Source organism: Klebsiella aerogenes (genome assembly GCA_029027985.1).
Lineage (GTDB): Bacteria > Pseudomonadota > Gammaproteobacteria > Enterobacterales > Enterobacteriaceae > Klebsiella > Klebsiella aerogenes_A.
The window spans coordinates 2,696,760-2,714,701 of record CP119076.1 but is presented as its reverse complement, the minus strand read 5'-3'; the positions used below and the strand labels follow the sequence as shown (position 1 = coordinate 2,714,701).

16 protein-coding genes are annotated in these 17,942 nt (G+C 57.8%); 11 read left to right on the top strand and 5 right to left on the bottom strand.

Features of this window, described 5'->3' with window-relative positions; translation table 11 throughout:
• Window positions 1–74: 74 nt before the first annotated feature.
• Together PYR66_12970 and PYR66_12965 are read right to left on the bottom strand one after the other, a co-directional pair.
• Window positions 75–1,064, bottom strand: a complete 990-nt coding sequence (locus tag PYR66_12970) for a 2-hydroxyacid dehydrogenase (protein ID WEF26260.1) — start codon at window positions 1,062–1,064, stop codon at window positions 75–77.
• Between the two features lie 146 nt (window positions 1,065–1,210).
• Window positions 1,211–1,711 (bottom strand): VTT domain-containing protein, encoded by a 501-nt coding sequence (locus PYR66_12965; GenBank protein WEF26259.1) that lies wholly within the window; start codon window positions 1,709–1,711, stop codon window positions 1,211–1,213.
• A gap of 186 nt (window positions 1,712–1,897) precedes the next feature.
• On the opposite strand from PYR66_12965, the gene PYR66_12960 reads away from it, so the two are divergent.
• From PYR66_12960 to PYR66_12950, 3 genes are read left to right on the top strand one after another with little or no spacing between them, the layout of a single operon-like run.
• Window positions 1,898–4,531: a YdbH family protein gene (locus PYR66_12960; protein ID WEF26258.1), complete on the top strand. Its 2,634-nt coding sequence runs from the start codon at window positions 1,898–1,900 to the stop codon at window positions 4,529–4,531.
• Window positions 4,528–4,713: a YnbE family lipoprotein gene (locus tag PYR66_12955; GenBank protein ID WEF26257.1), complete on the top strand. Its 186-nt coding sequence runs from the start codon at window positions 4,528–4,530 to the stop codon at window positions 4,711–4,713. Before PYR66_12960 ends, PYR66_12955 begins: the two co-directional genes overlap by 4 nt.
• 7 nt (window positions 4,714–4,720) lie before the next feature.
• Window positions 4,721–5,047 carry a YdbL family protein gene (locus PYR66_12950; GenBank protein WEF30445.1) on the top strand — a complete coding sequence of 109 codons (327 nt, stop codon included), beginning with the start codon at window positions 4,721–4,723 and terminating at the stop codon, window positions 5,045–5,047.
• A gap of 4 nt (window positions 5,048–5,051) precedes the next feature.
• Here the strand turns inward: PYR66_12950 and feaR are convergent, their stop codons facing one another.
• The gene (gene feaR, locus PYR66_12945; GenBank protein ID WEF26256.1) at window positions 5,052–5,960 is read right to left on the bottom strand and encodes a transcriptional regulator FeaR; all 909 of its coding nucleotides are present in this window, start codon (window positions 5,958–5,960) and stop codon (window positions 5,052–5,054) included.
• A gap of 235 nt (window positions 5,961–6,195) precedes the next feature.
• Here feaR and PYR66_12940 point away from each other — a divergent pair, with 235 nt between their 5' ends.
• The gene (locus PYR66_12940; protein ID WEF26255.1) at window positions 6,196–7,695 is read left to right on the top strand and encodes an aldehyde dehydrogenase family protein; all 1,500 of its coding nucleotides are present in this window, start codon (window positions 6,196–6,198) and stop codon (window positions 7,693–7,695) included.
• Between the two features lie 161 nt (window positions 7,696–7,856).
• Window positions 7,857–8,807 carry a zinc-dependent alcohol dehydrogenase family protein gene (locus PYR66_12935; GenBank protein ID WEF26254.1) on the top strand — a complete coding sequence of 317 codons (951 nt, stop codon included), beginning with the start codon at window positions 7,857–7,859 and terminating at the stop codon, window positions 8,805–8,807.
• Between the two features lie 9 nt (window positions 8,808–8,816).
• Here PYR66_12935 and tynA read toward each other — a convergent pair whose 3' ends face one another.
• Together tynA and paaZ are read right to left on the bottom strand one after the other, a co-directional pair.
• Entirely contained in the window at window positions 8,817–11,084 is a 2,268-nt protein-coding gene (gene tynA, locus PYR66_12930; protein ID WEF26253.1) for a primary-amine oxidase, read from the bottom strand.
• 183 nt (window positions 11,085–11,267) lie between these two features.
• Window positions 11,268–13,313: a phenylacetic acid degradation bifunctional protein PaaZ gene (gene paaZ, locus PYR66_12925; protein WEF26252.1), complete on the bottom strand. Its 2,046-nt coding sequence runs from the start codon at window positions 13,311–13,313 to the stop codon at window positions 11,268–11,270.
• 286 nt (window positions 13,314–13,599) lie between these two features.
• Here paaZ and paaA point away from each other — a divergent pair, with 286 nt between their 5' ends.
• From paaA to PYR66_12895, 6 genes are read left to right on the top strand one after another with little or no spacing between them, the layout of a single operon-like run.
• Entirely contained in the window at window positions 13,600–14,529 is a 930-nt protein-coding gene (gene paaA, locus PYR66_12920) for a 1,2-phenylacetyl-CoA epoxidase subunit A (GenBank protein WEF26251.1), read from the top strand.
• Between the two features lie 11 nt (window positions 14,530–14,540).
• Window positions 14,541–14,828: a 1,2-phenylacetyl-CoA epoxidase subunit B gene (gene paaB, locus PYR66_12915; protein WEF26250.1), complete on the top strand. Its 288-nt coding sequence runs from the start codon at window positions 14,541–14,543 to the stop codon at window positions 14,826–14,828.
• Between the two features lie 7 nt (window positions 14,829–14,835).
• Window positions 14,836–15,591, top strand: coding sequence for a phenylacetate-CoA oxygenase subunit PaaC (gene paaC / locus PYR66_12910; protein ID WEF26249.1), 756 nt, complete (start codon window positions 14,836–14,838; stop codon window positions 15,589–15,591).
• Between the two features lie 11 nt (window positions 15,592–15,602).
• Window positions 15,603–16,100, top strand: a complete 498-nt coding sequence (gene paaJ / locus PYR66_12905; protein ID WEF26248.1) for a phenylacetate-CoA oxygenase subunit PaaJ — start codon at window positions 15,603–15,605, stop codon at window positions 16,098–16,100.
• Window positions 16,101–16,107: 7 nt separating this feature from the next.
• Window positions 16,108–17,178: a phenylacetate-CoA oxygenase/reductase subunit PaaK gene (paaK, locus tag PYR66_12900; GenBank protein ID WEF26247.1), complete on the top strand. Its 1,071-nt coding sequence runs from the start codon at window positions 16,108–16,110 to the stop codon at window positions 17,176–17,178.
• On the top strand, window positions 17,175–17,942 hold the full coding sequence (locus tag PYR66_12895; GenBank protein ID WEF26246.1) for a 2,3-dehydroadipyl-CoA hydratase: 768 nt from the start codon (window positions 17,175–17,177) through the stop codon (window positions 17,940–17,942). The genes paaK and PYR66_12895 overlap by 4 nt, the downstream gene beginning before the upstream one ends.

Genomic DNA, 17,942 nt, shown 5'->3' with positions numbered 1-17,942 from the left:
TAATGCAGGTGAGATCTGTGGGGATTGTCTGAATGTGCCCCCCACAGAAGGGGGGCACAAAAGGGGAAAGAGGCTTAAACCAGTGCGTTCGGGCAGTTTTCGCCTTTATCAACCTGTTGCAAATTGTCAAGGGTGGTCTCTGAAATACTGATCAGCGCTTCCGCCGTCAGGAATGCCTGGTGGCCGGTAAACAGCACGTTATGGCAGGCGGACAGACGACGGAATACGTCATCCTGGATGACATCATTCGACTTATCTTCAAAGAACAGATCGCGTTCATTTTCATACACGTCCATTCCCAGCGCGCCGATCTTCTGGTGTTTCAGTGCCTCAATGGCCGCTTGTGAATCAATCAACGCGCCGCGGCTGGTATTGATGACCATCACTCCGTCTTTCATCTGATCAAATGCCGCTTGATTAAGCAGGTGATAGTTATCGTCGGTCAGCGGGCAGTGCAGGGAGATCACATCGGACTGCGCGTACAGCGTCGGCAGGTCGACATATTCCACCCCGAGATCCAGCGCTGCAGCGCTTGGATAGGGATCAAACGCCAGCAGGCGCATACCGAAGCCTTTCAGGATCCGCAGCGCAGCGACGCCGATTTTACCTGTGCCGATCACCCCGGCGGTTTTACCGTACATGGTGAAGCCGGTCAGTCCTTCCAGCGAGAAGTTCGCGTCGCGGGTGCGTTGATAGGCGCGGTGAATGCGGCGGTTCAGCGACATCATCATGCCGATGGCATGCTCAGCGACGGCTTCGGGTGAATAGGCCGGAACGCGTACGACGCGCAGCCCCAGTGCTTTAGCGGCATCAAGATCGACGTTATTAAATCCGGCACAGCGTAGGGCGATGTATTTCACGCCGTGGGCTTTTAGCTCTTCGAGTACCGGGCGGCTACCGTCGTCGTTAACGAAGATACATACCGCTTCGCAGCCGTTGGCGGTTTTGGCAGTTTTTTCAGTCAACAGAAAGTCAAAAAATTCAAGTTCAAAGCCGTATGCGTCGTTAACTTGCTGCAGGTACTTTTTATCGTACTGCTTTGTACTATAAACCGCGATTTTCATAAGACTTTTCTCCAGTGATAATACCGTCACGGTAGCATAATTAAAATAATCTTACAAATATTAAAAATTAGTTTAATTATCAGGTTATGATATTAATTCTAGAGCATATCGCAAGCTTAAGAAATCTCTTTAAAAGACAAGGCGTTTCACCAAAAACTGAGGCTGAATGCGCCCGGTGCCAGCAGGATTAATGGCCAGAGTACACCTGATGTGATATTGGCGACCTGGAAACGCCACAGCGACGTACCGCTGGCGCCAGTGACCAGCGGCAGGGTCGCACGTAGCGGCGATAGAAAACGGCCAAAGAACACCGCCCAGTCGCCATAGCGACGCAATAACAGCTGGCAGCGCAACAATCGCTCGGTGCTCAGCCAGCGCAGGTGCTGCAGGTGATGTTGATAGTGATGGCCAATTTGCCATGAGAGCCAGAATCCGCCGATTGCGCCGAGACTGGCGCTTAGCCACATTAGCAGGAAATGCTCGATGCTTACCGACGCCAGCGTGCCGAGAACCAGCAGGCCGGAGGTTCCAGGGATCACAAAAGAGATCAGTGCGCAGGATTTACTGAAGGCCAGCAGAAAAACAATCAGTAATACCAATGAATAGTGGCTCTGTGCGCTTTCGATGAGCGAGATAATGAGCTCCACGAAATAAAGGTTCCTTATTAGCTATGTTTCCGTGTGTCGCAGGAATAATTTAACCAAAGTCTAAATAGTTTTTCAGCGGAAATGAGTGCGACTATCCTTAATCTGGACGCTAACTTTCACTCGCGGGTCGAACGTGCCACAATAGGCACTTCTCGGCTTTAACTTAGAATCAGGATCTGACTGCCCATGAAGGGTAAATATAAAGCCGCCGTTGCGCTGTTATTAGCACTTATTCTGCTGCCGCTGGCATTGTTGGCAACATTAACACATTGGGTTCCGACGCTGGCGGGTATTTGGCTGCCGGTTGGCACACGCATTTCTCTGAGCGAAAGCCCGCGACTGACGCGTTCCTCTCTGATTATCCCTGATTTACGTTATCTGGTCGGCGACTGTGAAATTGCCCGCGTCAGTCACGCGCAGCTGTCGCGTCCCAGTCGCTGGCGGCTACACGTCGGCGAACTCGACATTAATAGCGCCTGCCTGAATAAAATCCCCGATAGCGAGCCGATGTCCGGCGCGCCGCGCACCCTCGCCGAATGGCAATCGATGCTGCCTTATAGCTGGTTGACCATCGACAACTTGCGCCTGTCGCCATGGGAAAAATGGCAGGGGAAACTGGTGATGTCGCTGACGCCTGCGCAGCAGGATATTGGTTATGCCGGTAAAGAGGTCACCCTGCAGGCGAAACTGCGCGGGCAGACGTTAGCGATCAGTCATTTCACTGCGCAACTGGTGGAAGGCCAGGCGCCGGTCAAGCTGGTGGGTGAATTCCATATGCCGCTGGTGCCGGATGGCCTGCCGGTGGACGGCCATCTGGTCAGCACCTTCGAATTCCCGCAAACGCCGGGTCTGGTGGATGCTGAACTGGAATGGCAGAAAAATCGCGGCCAGCTGTTGGTGACGCCGCGCGGCGAGGTTGAGCCGATGCTGGATCTGCCGTGGGAAATCACCCCGGAACGCATCACGATTAGCGATGGCCGCTGGAATACGGTGTATGCCGGTTACCCGCTAAGCGGGCGGGTGGCGCTGTCGGTCGGCGACTGGCAGAAAGGCACTGAGGAGATGGAAATCAGCGGCCGTCTCAACGTATTAACCCACGGTGAGGCCGGTAAGGGCAACGCCGTGCTGACCATCGGCCCCGGCAAGCTGAGCATGGATAACAGTGATATGCCGTTGAGCCTGAGCGGTGAAGCGAAACTCGACGATATGATTTTTTACGCCGTGCTGCCTGCTAAACTCAGCGGCCCGCTGACGGCACCGACGTTGGCCTTCCATCCCGGCGCATTGCTGCGCTCGCGCGGGCGGGTGATCGACGCGCTTAACATTGATGAGATCCGCTGGCCGCTGGCAGGGGTTAAGGTGACCCAACAGGGTGTGGACGGCCGTTTGCAGGCGATACTGCGCGCCCATGAGCAGGAGATGGGTGATTTCACGCTGCATCTGGACGGCCAGGCCGACAACTTTATGCCTGACCGTGGCCGCTGGTCGTGGCGCTACTGGGGCGATGGCCATTTCACGCCGATGCAGGCGCGCTGGGATGTAAAAGGCGCGGGCGAGTGGCGCGATAGCTCAATTATCCTCAACAGCCTGTCGACCGGTTTCGATAAACTGCAATACGGCAGCATGCTGGTCAGTTCGCCACGTCTGACCCTCGACAAGCCGATTCACTGGCTGCGTGATGAACAGCATCCGAAGTTCAGCGGCGCCTTGTCGCTCGATGCGGGTAAAACCACCTTCAGCGGCGGTAGCGTGCTACCGCCTTCAACCCTTAAATTCAATATCGACGGACGCGACCCAACCTGGTTCTTGTTCAATGGTTCGTTGCACGCCGATAAAATCGGCCCGATACGTCTGGCAGGGCGCTGGGACGGCGTGCGTCTGCGTGGTCAGGCCTGGTGGCCGAAACAGTCGTTGAGCGTTTTCCAGCCGCTGATCCCGCCGGACTGGAAAATGACCCTGCGTGAAGGTGAAATGTATGCCCAGGTCGCCTTTTCCGCGGCGGCCGATCAGGGCTTTGAAGCTGGCGGTCATGGCGTATTGAAAGGCGGTAGCGCCTGGATGCCGGACAACCAGATCAACGGCGTCGATTTTGTCCTGCCGTTCCGCTTCAGCGGCGGTACCTGGCAGCTCGGTACCCGCCGTCCGGTTTCGCTGCGGATTGGCGAAATCGTTAACCAGTTTACCGCCAGGAACCTGAGCGCCGATCTGCAGGGGTCATGGCCGTGGAGCGAGCAGAGTCCCTTGCAGCTCAGCAACGTCAACGTCGATATCCTCGGCGGTAAGTTGACGATGCAACAGCTACGGATGCCGCAGCATCAGCCGGCGCTGCTGCGTCTGCAGAATATCTCCAGCAGCGAATTAATCAGCGCCATCAAGGTCAAGCAGTTTGCGGTATCCGGCGCGTTTAATGGCGCGTTGCCGCTGTGGCTGAATGACGATAAATGGATCGTCAAAGACGGCTGGTTTAGCAACCCGGGCCCGATGACTATGCGCCTGGATAAGGATACCGCGGATGCGCTGGTGGCCGATAACGTCTCTGCTGGCGCCGCGATCAACTGGTTGCGCTATATGGAAGTGTCCAAATCGTGGACGCGGATTAACCTTGATAATCTCGGCAAGCTGACGATGAGCGCAGCAATTAGCGGTACCAGCCGGGTAGAGGGAAAAAGCAGCACGGTGCATTTAAACTATACCCATGAAGAGAATATTTTCGATCTGTGGCGCAGTTTGCGCTTCGGCGATAATTTGCAGGCATGGCTTGAGCAGAATGCGAAACTGCCCGCCCCGAGCTGTACGGACACATGTAAGGAACCAAAATGATAAAACTGTTCGCCGCGGCGCTGGCGACCCTGCTGCTGGCAGGTTGTACGCCGCGTATTGAAATCGCCGCGTCCAAGGAACCGATTACCATCAATATGAACGTCAAGATCGAACATGAGATTCATATTAAGGTGGATAAGGACGTCGAGAATTTGCTGAAATCGCGTAGCGATCTGTTCTGAGGCGATGATGAAAAAACGACTGCTGATCGCCGCACTGGCGTTAACGTTGTTTAGCACGTCGGCGCTGGCGCTGACGTTGAATGAAGCGCGAGCGCAGGGACGGGTGGGGGAAACCCTTAACGGCTATCTGGCGCCGCTAAAACAGGATGCGCAGACCCTGGCGTTAGTCAAACAAATCAACGCCGCGCGTAGCGAAAGCTATCAACAACTGGCGGATGACAATAATCTGCCGGTAGATGAAGTGGCGAAGATGGCCGGGCAGAAGCTGGTGGCGCGGGCGCAGTCTGGCGAATATGTGCAGGGTATTAACGGCAAATGGCTGCGCATACCCTAAAGGGTTAACGACAGCGCTTGCGGTATTCGCCGGGCGACACGCCGAAGCGTTGCTTAAAGGCGGTGGAGAAGTGGCTATGATCGCTGAACCCCCAACGGTAGCCAATCCCCGCCAGCTTTTCGTCGTCGTGAGCGTTTTGTAACGCCCGGGCGCACAGGTCGAGACGGCGGTTTTTAATGTACTGTGCCACCACCAGCCCCCGGTCGGCAAATAAGCGGTACAGGCTGCGTACCGACATTCCGGTTTCCCCCGCCAGCCACTCCGGGCGCAGATGTTCCGACTGTATTGACTCATCAATCAACGCCATAATCTTTTGAAACTGCTTCTCGCGGCGTGACGGCGGCGCTTCCTGTTGCTGCAGCATGGGGCGCAGCAGGCAGGCGATGGCCTCCAGCGCCGCTTCGCTTTCACTACCGGAAAGTCCCGGGCTGCTCATGCTCTCCTGCAGCAGACGCTGACTGAGTTGAACCATCGGCAGGGTTTTATTCAGCCGGGTGGCGATACTGATATCGCTGCTGCGTAAATGGCTTTCCAGTAGCTGGCGGGGCAGCAGCAGCGAAGCCTGCTGAGACGTCTGCTGCCAGAAAATAGAACAGGGGCGAGAAGCATCAATCAGCGTGATATCGCCGGCTTCCAGCACCACCTGGCGTTCATCCTGTTCGAGGGAGGCCTGGCCAGAGAGCTGGAAGACGGTATAGAACCAGGCGTCGTTATCGCGCTTGATCTCATTGCGGGTACGGTAAAGATTGACGCCGCGGGCGGTGACGGTACTGACCTTGAGACTACCGGCGTAGCTGGCGTCGATCTCGCCGTGGAAATCGCCGTCCAGCGGGCGAGCGGCAAAATGACCGCACACCTGATTGATTTTCGCCAACCAACGCTGATAGTCCTGTCCGCTCTCTGCCGTCGCCATCGTTCGCACCTTGTAATAATAATGTTTCTGCATTGTTGCATTTATGACGTTACTGGCAAGAGTGACGCGCGGAGTATATGAAAGAACTATTACCTGCGGCACATTTCACCTGAATTTAACGCGCTTAATTGCGGTACCTGTCACAGTGGCAACAATGATTGTCACAGAGAAAAAAGCGTAAATGTCCGACCCGTCCTAGACTGTGAGCACTATCCGCGAACAATAAGGAAGTCGCATGTCCACATCACAGGTCGCGCTGCTTGCCAGCGTACAGCAGTTTCTCGACAAACAGCATGGCTTATATATTGATGGCAACCAGCAGGCGGCGCAGAGCGAAAAGCGCTTAACCGTCTGGGATCCGGCAACCGGGCAGGCGATAGCCACCACGGCGGACGCCAATGCCGCTGATGTTGACCGAGCGGTGATGTCCGCCTGGCGCGCTTTTGTTTCCCGCAGTTGGACCGGACGCACCCCGGCCGACCGCGAGCGGATCCTGCTGCGTTTCGCCGATTTGGTGGAGCAGCATGGCGAAGAGCTGGCGCAACTTGAGACCCTTGAGCAGGGGAAATCGATCAATATTTCCCGGGCGTTTGAAGTCGGCTGTACTCTGAACTGGATGCGCTACACCGCCGGGCTGGCGACCAAAATTAGCGGCCGCACGCTGGATGTTTCCATTCCGTTCCCGGAAGGCGCGCGCTATCAGGCGTGGACCCGTAAGGAGCCGGTTGGCGTGGTGGCGGGTATTGTCCCCTGGAACTTCCCGCTGATGATCGGTATGTGGAAGGTGATGCCGGCGCTGGCTTCCGGTTGTTCGATTGTGATCAAACCTTCTGAAACCACGCCGTTAACGCTACTGCGAGTGGCGGAATTGGCGACGGAGGCCGGGATCCCGGACGGCGTCTTTAACGTGGTGACCGGCAGCGGCGCCGAGTGCGGCGCGGCGTTAACCACGCATCCGCATGTTGCTAAGGTGAGCTTTACCGGCTCGACGGCGACCGGAAAACATATCGCTCGCGCGGCAGCCGATCGCCTGACCCGGGTGACGCTCGAACTGGGCGGCAAAAATCCGGCCATCGTGCTGAAAGACGCCGATCCGCAGTGGGTGATTGAAGGCTTGATGACCGGTAGCTTCCTGAATCAAGGGCAGGTGTGCGCCGCCAGTTCGCGGATTTACATCGAAGCGCCGCTGTTTGATAACCTGGTCGCTGGATTTGAGCAGGCGGTTAAGTCTCTGCAAGTTGGCCCGGGGATGGTAGAAACCACCCAGATTAACCCGGTGGTCTCGCAGGCGCACTGCGCCAAAGTCGCCGCCTATCTGGATGAAGCGCGTAAACAAAACGCCGAGCTGATTAGCGGTAATGTTGGGCCGAACGGCAACGGTTTTTACATCGCGCCGACGCTGGTGATTAACCCGGATGCCGGGTTGCGCCTGAATCGCGAAGAGGTGTTCGGTCCGGTAGTTAACCTGGTGCGCGTCGCCGACGGCGAAGAGGCGCTGCGGTTGGCGAATGACAGTGATTTCGGTCTCACCGCCAGCGTCTGGACCCGCGACCTGACGCAGGCGCTGAACTACACCGATCGGTTGCAGGCCGGTACGGTATGGGTGAATAGCCATACGCTGATCGATGCCAATCTGCCGTTCGGCGGGATGAAACAGTCCGGTACCGGTCGCGACTTCGGCCCGGACTGGCTGGATGACTGGTGCGAAACCAAATCGGTTTGCGTGCGCTACTAAGTTTATGCCGGGGCTCCGTATTTTGTCGGGTGGCGCTACGCTTACCCGACCTACGTTTAAGCCCTGGTCAGCACAGCGCAGATAACCGTATCGACGATCCCTCTCTCCCTTGAGCGCTGATTTGCTATTATTGGCGCTCTTTTCTTTGATGTTGTCTCGCTATGTACAATGATGCCCTTTGCTATCAGCAGTATGGCGCGCCGGAAACGGTGCTTGCGCTGCATCACTCGCCGTTGCCGCCGCTGGCGGACGGGCTGGTGCGGGTGCAAATGCGCTATGCACCGGTCAACCCTTCCGATTTGATTCCCATTACCGGCGCTTACCGCCATCGTACGACGCTGCCCGCGGTGGCGGGGTACGAGGGGATCGGCGTGGTGGTTGAAACGCCGACGAGCGGGCATCCGCTGCTCGGGCGGCGGGTACTGCCGCTACGCGGTGCCGGTACCTGGCAGCGTTATCTCGATATTGATCCACACTGGCTGGTACCGGTGGCGGAAGGTATTGACGACGTATTGGCCGCACGCGGCTATATCAATCCGCTGACGGCAATGCTGATGCTTAAACGTTGGCCAGTGGCCGGAAAGCAGGTTCTCCTGACCGCGGCGTCATCTTCCTGCGCCAGCCTGCTGGCGCAATGGTCGCTCGCCATGGGCGCCCGTTCGGTGAGCGGCATTATTCGCTCGCCGCAGCATAGTGCGCGCCTGGAACAGTCAGGCGTTTATCCGCTGCTTGAAGGCGACAGGGCGCGGATTGAACAGGTCAGCCAGTACAGCGAGCTGGTGTTTGATGCGGTTGGCGGCGGACTGGCGGACTTTTTGCTGTCGGTGTTGCCGGTTACCTCGACGCTTGTCTCTTACGGGTTGCTATCCGGACGAGCGCTCACCCAGATGCGGGGCTGCGCGGTAGTGCGCAAGTTTCATCTGCGGGAAGCCTTACCGACGCTGAGCGTTGAAGAGTGGCAGGGGGCGTTTGCCGAGATCTGGCGGCGGCTGCCGACGACGATGCAGCCACCCGCGCAGGTGGTGCCATTATGCGGCTGGCGCGAGGCGATTGCCGCCGCCGGCCAGCCGGGGAGAAGCGGTAAAATCCTGATCGATTTTACCGCCGGTTAGGATGGCGGGTTACTTTTTCTTCTCGCCTAACGTCGGCGTTTCGTCAAAGAAGTTCCACGGTTTCAGCAGCGCATGCGCCCACTCGGTCGGCATGATGGGCCACTCTTCGGCGCGCGCCACGTGAGTGGTACCGGTGGTGATCCACACGACATCATCATGGTTGCTCAGCGATTCATCGTCCTTCGCGTACTGACCTAAACCGGTATCGTGGTCGGAGCGGTTCGGATACTTCCCTTCCGGATAACGTTCGCTCGGATGGTAGCGCGTTACCCACAGCTGTTTATCCATAAAGCTCAGACGGTGGTAAATCCACTCATCCGGGGCGAATTTGGCGCCGGTCGCCGCCGGATGAGTCCCGCCTGCATAAGGGATAATCTGGTACGAGACCGGGTTGCCCATACGGTTCTCTTTGCTGGTGTTGCTCAGCAAGCGAATGGTGCCCGGATCGAATTTCTGCGCCGCTTTCTGCTCGCTATCGATGGTGTACTGATTGACCTGCATGGTACTGGTCCGCGGGCCACCAGCGGTATTCGGCTTCACTTCCGGATCCATGGCCACCAGGGTGTTGTTCTCGCCGTCAACATCGAGATCGAGACGGAAGTTATAAATATGCTGGTGGGTGGTGCCGACAATATTATGGTCGATCAGCGTACCGTAGCGGGTGTCGTCTTTGGCGCTTGGGTCATGCATGGTCTTCGCCTTCACGCCTTTCACCGCTTCAATACCGGTCGCTCCGGCGTCAATGCCGATGGTACCGTTTTCGTGGAATACCCAGTCAAAGATGTAGTCATAGTTGCCGACGGTACTGATCCAACGCACCACCAGTTCGCGGCGTTCGGTACTGACGTTTGGCTGCCCCATCTCCTGATGCTTATATTCCGGCCCGGCGTAGCGCTCGAAGATCGCCACCGCGCGCGGAATAGTCATCGGTTTACCGGTATAGTCGGCGATGGTTTCATCCAGCAGCACTGCATTCGATGGCGCATCTTTACCACGGGCGATAGGCGAAGTCAGGGTACCCATGCCGTAGTCGCCGGAGTCCAGGTAGGCCTTAAAATACCAGCCGATATCCGGGTCGCCGTAAGGGACGATCATGCCGCCCAGCGACCCTTCATACATGACCTGACGTTTTTTACCGTTATCGTTATAGGTCACCGTTGAGAGGATTGGCCCCACGCGGGAGTTGAGGCGCAGATGGAAATCCCAGTTCTGCCAGTGAATGGTATCGCCGGTGATGGTGTAGTTTTTCCCTTCCGGCTCGCTGATATCCAGCGGTTTCACCGCCGGGGCGACGCGGTCGCGGCCATCATACGGGCGTGGCGCCATTGGTACCGGGATCACCGGACCTTCTTCAATTTTGATAATTTTCTTCGCTTCGAGATCGACCACCGCCACCAGATTTTCAATGGGATGCGCCCAGTAGTTGCCGTCGCCGGTGTCAAGATAGCTCACTACCTTCAGCAAACGCGCGTCCTGTTTCAGGCCGTCTTTACCGTCAAAGTAGCCAACGGTAAGCGGGGTGGTGACCACCTTGCTGGGATCCTGAATACCGTGTTTTTTCAGCACCTCAGCAAATTCGCTGCTGGCGTTAATAATGTTCTGCACGCTGGCGAAATCGTCGAGCAGCACCATGCCGTGCGCATTTTTGATCGGCGTCCATGACAGCACTTTTTTGTTCTGTAGATCGACGACGGCTTCAATGACATGTTTGCCATCGAGCATCACCACATCGGCGGTGCGCGGAGCATCGACCGGAGTGCCCTTCAGCGCAAAGGCCCATACCGCCGCTTTATCCGGTTCATGCAGGGAAATTTCGGTAAAGCGGGTATTCGGCTGGAATTCCGGCGCGGCTTTCACAATGGTGACCGCCTCGTTGATTTCCACCGCGGAGAGCGAGTTCAGCGGGTGGGGGCGCTTTTCCACCTGGAAGGTTTGGTCAAGACCGGACTGGAACACATCGTTGATGAAGGTATCCGAGACCCAGGCTTTTCCTTCCTTCATCACCACCGGTACCTGCAGGTTAAGCGTTTTGCCGTTGACGATCGCCGTTTTCGCGCCGGGCTTCACTTTGACGTAGGCGCCATCTTTCATCAGGGTAAACATCTGCGCGTAGTCATCCCACTGCACGTCGGCGCCAAACTCCTGCAGCGTTTTATCCATTGGCACCATGTGCGCTTCGCTGCCGTGAGCGAAGACCGGTGATTGCCAGGCGCAAAGCGCCGCGATGGCTAAAGCCAGCGCGGTTTTACGAGGGGAAAGCATCGAACCGTTTGCCATTGTGACCTCATCTTATTGTTGTGTTGTATCTTGCCGCTGCGACAGTCGGCTTTATCAGTCTTAACCTAACAGCCCGGCATGCCGGGGCGTTTGCCTGCTCTTGCCAGGTTGTTTGTCAGTTTTGCCAGACAGACGTAAAAAATGCCTCCGCAGAGGCATTAAGCGCGTAGTCCCCCTAGCGGATTACGCCGGGAAGTCTCCCTGCTGCCGGGCGACCAGGGTCAGAATCGAATACAGGGCCACCGCCTGCTGGTGCTGGTTGAAAATCTCTACGGCCCATTCGACGACGCCGGTGGCTTTCTCTTCGGCGCTACGCTGGCGTTTGACCGTCTTACGCTTACAGGTCAGGCGAACCTGGATGGTATCGCCCGGTTTAACCGGTTCGATAAAGCGCAGGTTTTCCATCCCGTAGTTGGCGATAACCGGCCCGACGCCCGCATCGACGAACAGCCCGGCGGCGGCGGAAATCAGGAAATAGCCGTGTACCACGCGTTCGCCGAAGATCGACTCTGCGGCGGCGATTTTGTCCATGTGGGCATAGAAATGGTCGCCGCTCAGGCAGGCGAAGTTGACGATATCGGCTTCGGTCAGCGTCCGGCGCGGCGTCAATAAACTGTCGCCAGGCTGGATCTCTTCGAAATATTTACGGAACGGGTGAACGCGGTCTTCGCTAACCTGCGCGCCGCGTACCCATTGTTGGCCGATTGTCGCCAGCATTGTGGGGCTGCCCTGAATGGCGGTACGTTGCATGTAGTGTTTCACTGAACGTAGCCCGCCGAGCTCTTCTCCGCCGCCCGCGCGGCCGGGGCCGCCGTGTACTAGCTGCGGCAGTGGCGAGCCGTGGCCGGTTGATTCTGCCGATGACTCTTCGTTCAGCACCTGGATACGGCCATGGGCGCGCGCCGCGCCGAGGATAAACTCGCGCGCCAGTTCGCCACTGGCGGTCACCAGGGTTCCGGCCAGGCTACCGCCGCCAGCGCGGGCCAGCGCGAGCGCATGTTGGCGGTGCTGATACGGCATCAGGGTCGCCACCGGGCCAAAGGCTTCAATGGCGTGGACTGCTGGCGTTTCATCCGGCTGCGCGCAGAACAGCAACGTCGGCGGGAAGAAGGCGCCATCAGCGCTCAGATCCGCTTGTCCGCCGAGCAGCGTGTCGCAGCCAGCGGCAACCAGTTTATTCACGTTGTCCTGCACATCCTGGCGCTGTTCGGCATTGACCAGCGCCCCCATCTTAATGCCTTCCTGTGCCGGGTCGCCGACGGTCACTTTTTGCAGACGAGCGATTAACGCTTCGCTGACCGCCTTGACCTGTGCCTGCGGCACGATGATGCGGCGAATGGCGGTACATTTTTGCCCGGCTTTCGCGGTCATCTCGCGGACCACTTCACGGATAAATAGCGCGAACTCCGGCTGCTCCGGCGTGACATCTTCGCCTAATACGCAGCAGTTGAGTGAATCGGCTTCCATGGTGAAGGGAATCGATTTCGTCACCAGGTTGGGGTGTATCCGCAACTGCTGGCCAGTGGCGGCGGAGCCGGTAAAGGTCACCACGTCCTGGCTATCGAGCTGGTCGAGTAGATCGCCCGCGCCGCCGCAAATCAGGCTAATCGCGCCTTCGGGCACCAGCCCGCTGTCGACAATCGCCTTGACCATCGCCTGCGTCAGTTGGGCGGTCGCGGTCGCTGGCTTAACGATCGCCGGCATGCCGGCAAGCCAGGTCGGCGCCAGCTTTTCCAACATTCCCCAGCAGGGGAAGTTGAAGGCGTTGATATGCACGGCGACGCCCGATTTCGAGGTCAGCACGTGACGCGCGGCAAAGCCGCCCTGTTTGGATAACGGGATCAGTTCATCTTCCGGCCACAGGGTATCGTCCGGCAGTTCACGGCTGCCGAGCCCGGCATAAGTGAAGAGGGTGCCGATGCCGCCTTCGATATCCACCCAACTGTCGGCGCGAGTGGCGCCGGTTTGCGCGGAGAGGGCGTAGAACTCGGCTTTCTGCTCCAGTAGGTGTTTAGCCACCGCTTTCAGCATCGCGCTGCGTTCGATAAAGGTCATGGCTTGCAGGGCCTTACCGCCGCGCTCGATAGCGAAGCGGCGCGCCTGCGCCATATCCAACCCCTCGCTGGTCACTTCCCAAAGCGCCGCGCCGGTGATGGCGTGATGGATAGTACGGGCGCGGCCCCGGCCGGTCTGCCAGGCGCCGGATAAGTAGCTGGCTAACTGCTGCATCGCAAATCTCCAAATATGTTACGTGATATCACTATAAATAGTTCTTTTATGAATCATAAAATGCAAGCTTCTATTTAATAATTTATTAACATTGTGATCGCGGATGCGCTTCGCCTTTCATTTATATTGCTGTTTTTATTGTAATTTACAAAAGGTTTTGCGGTTGTCATCACAAAAAGAACAAACAAAATTTGTGGTTTTATTTAACCTGCATGTAACTTTTAATAAACAAAGTGATTCACAAAAATTGATTTGTTGAATTTATCGGAATCATAAAGGTGATGACGTGACAGAAGAACAACGCTTTGACCAGCGCATCGCGCAGGAAACGGCCATCGAACCGCAGGACTGGATGCCGGATGCCTATCGTAAGACCTTGATTCGTCAGATTGGTCAGCATGCGCACTCCGAAATCGTCGGCATGTTGCCGGAAGGCAACTGGATCACTCGCGCGCCGACTCTACGCCGTAAAGCAATCCTGCTGGCTAAGGTACAGGACGAAGCCGGGCACGGTTTGTATTTGTATAGCGCCGCGGAAACGCTCGGCTGCGCGCGAGAAGATCTGTATCAGAAGATGCTCGACGGGCAGATGAAATATTCCTCCATCTTTAATTACCCGACGCTGAGCTGGGCGGACATTGGCGTGATTGGCTGGTTGGTCGACGGCGCGGCCATTGTCAACCAGGTCGCGCTGTGCCGTACCTCCTACGGCCCTTATGCCCGGGCGATGGTTAAAATCTGCAAAGAAGAAAGCTTCCATCAGCGCCAGGGGTTTGAAGCCTGTATGGCGCTGGCGCAGGGCAATGATGCGCAGCGTCAGATGCTGCAGGACGCCATCAACCGATTCTGGTGGCCGGCGCTAATGATGTTTGGCCCGAACGACGACAACTCGCCGAACAGCGCCCGCAGCATGGCGTGGAAAATCAAACTCCACTCCAACGATGAACTACGCCAGCGCTTCGTCGACAACACCGTGCCGCAAGTGGAAATCCTCGGCATGACCGTACCGGACCCGGATTTGCAGTTTGATGAAGCCAGCGGCCACTACCGCTTTGGCGAGATCGACTGGCAGGAATTTAACGAGGTGATTAGCGGTCGTGGAATTTGCAACCACGAGCGGCTGGCCGCCAAGCGTAAGGCCTGGGAAGAGGGCGAGTGGGTGCGCGAAGCCGCACTGGCCCATGCGCAAAAACAACAGGCCCGTAGCGCGGCGTGAGGAGAGACAACATGAGCAAAGTGTATTGGCCGTTATATGAAGTATTCGTTCGCAGCAAACAGGGATTATCCCACCGCCACGTCGGCAGTCTGCACGCCGCCGATGACCAAATGGCGCTGGAGAATGCCCGCGACGCCTACACCCGTCGCAGCGAAGGCTGTTCGATTTGGGTGGTGAAGGCCAGCGAAATCGTCGCCTCGCAGCCGGAAGAACGCGGCGAATTCTTCGATCCGGCGGAAAGTAAAGTTTATCGCCATCCGACTTTCTATACCGTGCCGGACGGCATGGAACATATGTGAGGCCGCGATGAACAACGACAACCCTGTAGCCACGTACGCACTGCGCCTTGGCGATAACGGCCTGGTGCTGGCTCAGCGTTTAGGCGCCTGGTGCGGCCACGCTCCGGAGCTGGAGATCGATCTGGCGCTGGCCAATATCGGCCTCGACCTGCTTGGTCAGGCGCGCCATTTTTTAAGCTACGCTGCCGAGCTTAACGGCAGCGGCGACGAAGACACGCTGGCCTTTGGCCGTGATGAGCGTCAGTTCAGCAACCTGCTGCTGGTGGAGCAACCGAACGGCAATTTTGCCGACACTCTCGTTCGCCAGTTCTTTATTGATGTCTGGCACATCGCGCTGTTCAGCCGTCTGGTTAACAGCCGCGACGCGCAGATTGCCGCCATTGCCGCCAAAGGGCTGAAAGAGGTGCGTTATCACCTGCGCTTTAGCCGCGGCTGGCTGGAACGTCTCGGTAACGGTACCGAATTATCGAATCACAAAACGCAGCAAGCGGTCGACAATCTGTGGCGCTTCACCGGCGAGTTGTTCCTTGCCGATGAACTGGATATCAGCCTGGTTGAACAGGGTATTGCGGTTGACCCGCGCGATCTGCAGGTCGAATGGCAAAACACAGTACATACCGCCTTGCTCGACTCTGGTTTATCGATCCCGCAAGAGGCGGCGTTCCGCAGCGGTGGGAAACAGGGGCTGCATAGCGAACATCTCGGACCGTTGCTGGCGGAAATGCAGTATCTGCAGCGCTCTCATCCAGGCCAGCGGTGGTAAGTGAGGTGATTATGCAACGTCTCGCCGACATCGCTCCCCCGGAAGTTCATGCTATCTGGGGATTGTTAAGCGCGATCCCGGACCCGGAAGTACCGGTATTGACCATTACCGATCTCGGCATGGTCCGCAGCGTGGCGCGTCACGGCGACGGCTGGGTGATTGGCTTCACGCCGACCTACTCCGGCTGCCCGGCGACGGAGCACCTGCTGGGCGAGATCCGCGCGGTGATGAGTCAACATGGCTATCTGCCGGTACACATCGTACTGCAGCTGGATCCGCCGTGGACCACCGACTGGATGAGCCAGGACGCCCGCGAGCGTCTGCGCCAGTACGGCATCAGCCCGCCGCAGGGGCACGCCTGCCATGCGGACATGCCCGCGGAGGTGACCTGCCCGCGTTGCGGCAGCACCCATACCTCGCTAATCAGCGAATTCGGTTCCACGGCCTGCAAAGCGCTCTATCGCTGTGACAGCTGCCGCGAACCCTTTGATTACTTTAAATGTATTTGAGGTTGCCATGACGACGTTCCATTCGCTTAAAGTGGCGAGAGTCGAGCCGGAAACCCGCGATGCGGTGACCATTACTTTTGCCATTCCTGAAGCCTTACAGGCGGACTACTGTTTTCGTCCGGGCCAGCATCTGACGCTGAAAGCGCATCTGGGCGGCGAAGAGCTGCGCCGCTGCTACTCCATTTGCCGTAGCCGTACGCCAGGCGAAATTAGCGTCGCGGTCAAAGCCATCGACGGCGGGCGCTTCTCGCGCTTCGCTCAGCGCGATATCCAGCAAGGTATGGAGCTGGAAGTGATGGTGCCGCAGGGGCATTTCGGTTATCAGCCGCAGGCCGGGCGGAGGGGCGAGTATCTGGCGATTGCCGCCGGTTCCGGGATCACGCCGATGATGGCGATTATTAGCGCTACGCTGGCGACCGAGCCGGAAAGCAGTTTCACCCTGATTTACGGTAACCGCAGCAGTCACAGCATGATGTTCCGCCAGGCGCTGGCCGATTTAAAAGACCGCTATCCGCAGCGCCTGCAGATCGTACACCTGTTTAGTCAGGAGTCGATGGACAGTGATTTACTGCAGGGGCGCATTGATGGCGACAAACTGCGCCAGCTCTCCGCCCATTTACTGGATTTTAGCCGTTTCGATGACGCCTATATCTGCGGTCCGGCGGTGATGATGGATGAAGCGGAAGCGGCGCTGCGCGAACTTGGCGTACCAGAGAAATCTATCCATCTGGAACGCTTTAATACGCCGGGTTCCAGCGTTAAGCGCGCCACCGGCGTGCAGGCGGAAGGCCGTACGGTGACCATTCGCCAGGACGGCCGCGATCGCCTAATCGCCCTCAGCGCGGAAGACGACAGTATTCTGGACGCCGCGCTGCGTCAGGGCGCAGATCTGCCGTTCGCCTGTAAAGGCGGGGTGTGTGCGACCTGTAAATGCAAAGTGCTGCGCGGCGAGGTGGCGATGGCTGCCAACTACAGCCTGGAAGCCGATGAGCTGGCGGCGGGTTATGTCCTGAGCTGTCAGGCGCTGCCGACCAGCGGCGACGTGGTGGTCGACTTTGACGCGCGGGGGATGGCATGAGTGAGTTGCTGATCCAACGCCATGGTCGCGTGCTACAGCTGACGCTAAACCGTCCGCAGGCGCGCAATGCCCTGAACAATGCCTTATTAACCCAGATTGCCGACGTGCTGGACGCGGCGGCGGTCGATGCCAGCGTCAGCGTCTGCGTGATCGGCGGTAACCCGCGTTTCTTCGCCGCTGGAGCCGATCTTAATGAAATGGCGGAAAAAGATCTGCCCGCCACCCTCGATGATATTCGTCCGCGATTGTGGGCGCGTATCGATACCTTCAGCAAACCGCTGATTGCCTCGGTAAACGGTTATGCCCTCGGCGCGGGCTGCGAGCTGGCGCTGCTCTGCGATCTGATTGTCGCCGGCGATAACGCCCGCTTCGGCCTGCCGGAAATTACCCTCGGTATTATGCCGGGCGCTGGCGGCACTCAGCGACTGATCCGCAGCGTTGGTAAAGCGCTGGCTAGCCGGATGGTACTGAGCGGCGAGAGTATTGACGCGCACCAGGCGCAACAGGCCGGGCTGGTCAGCGATATTCATCCGGCGGCTTTAACCGATGAGTATGCACTCAAGCTGGCAACAACCATCGCCCGTCATTCGCCGCTGGCGCTGCGGGCGGCGAAACAGTCGCTGCGCCTGTCGCAGGAGGTGAGCCTGCAGGCTGGTCTGCAGCAGGAGCGCCAGCTGTTTAGCCTGCTGAGCGCGACCGAAGACCGCCGCGAAGGTATTGACGCCTTTTTACAAAAACGTACGCCGGAATTTAAAGGACGCTAA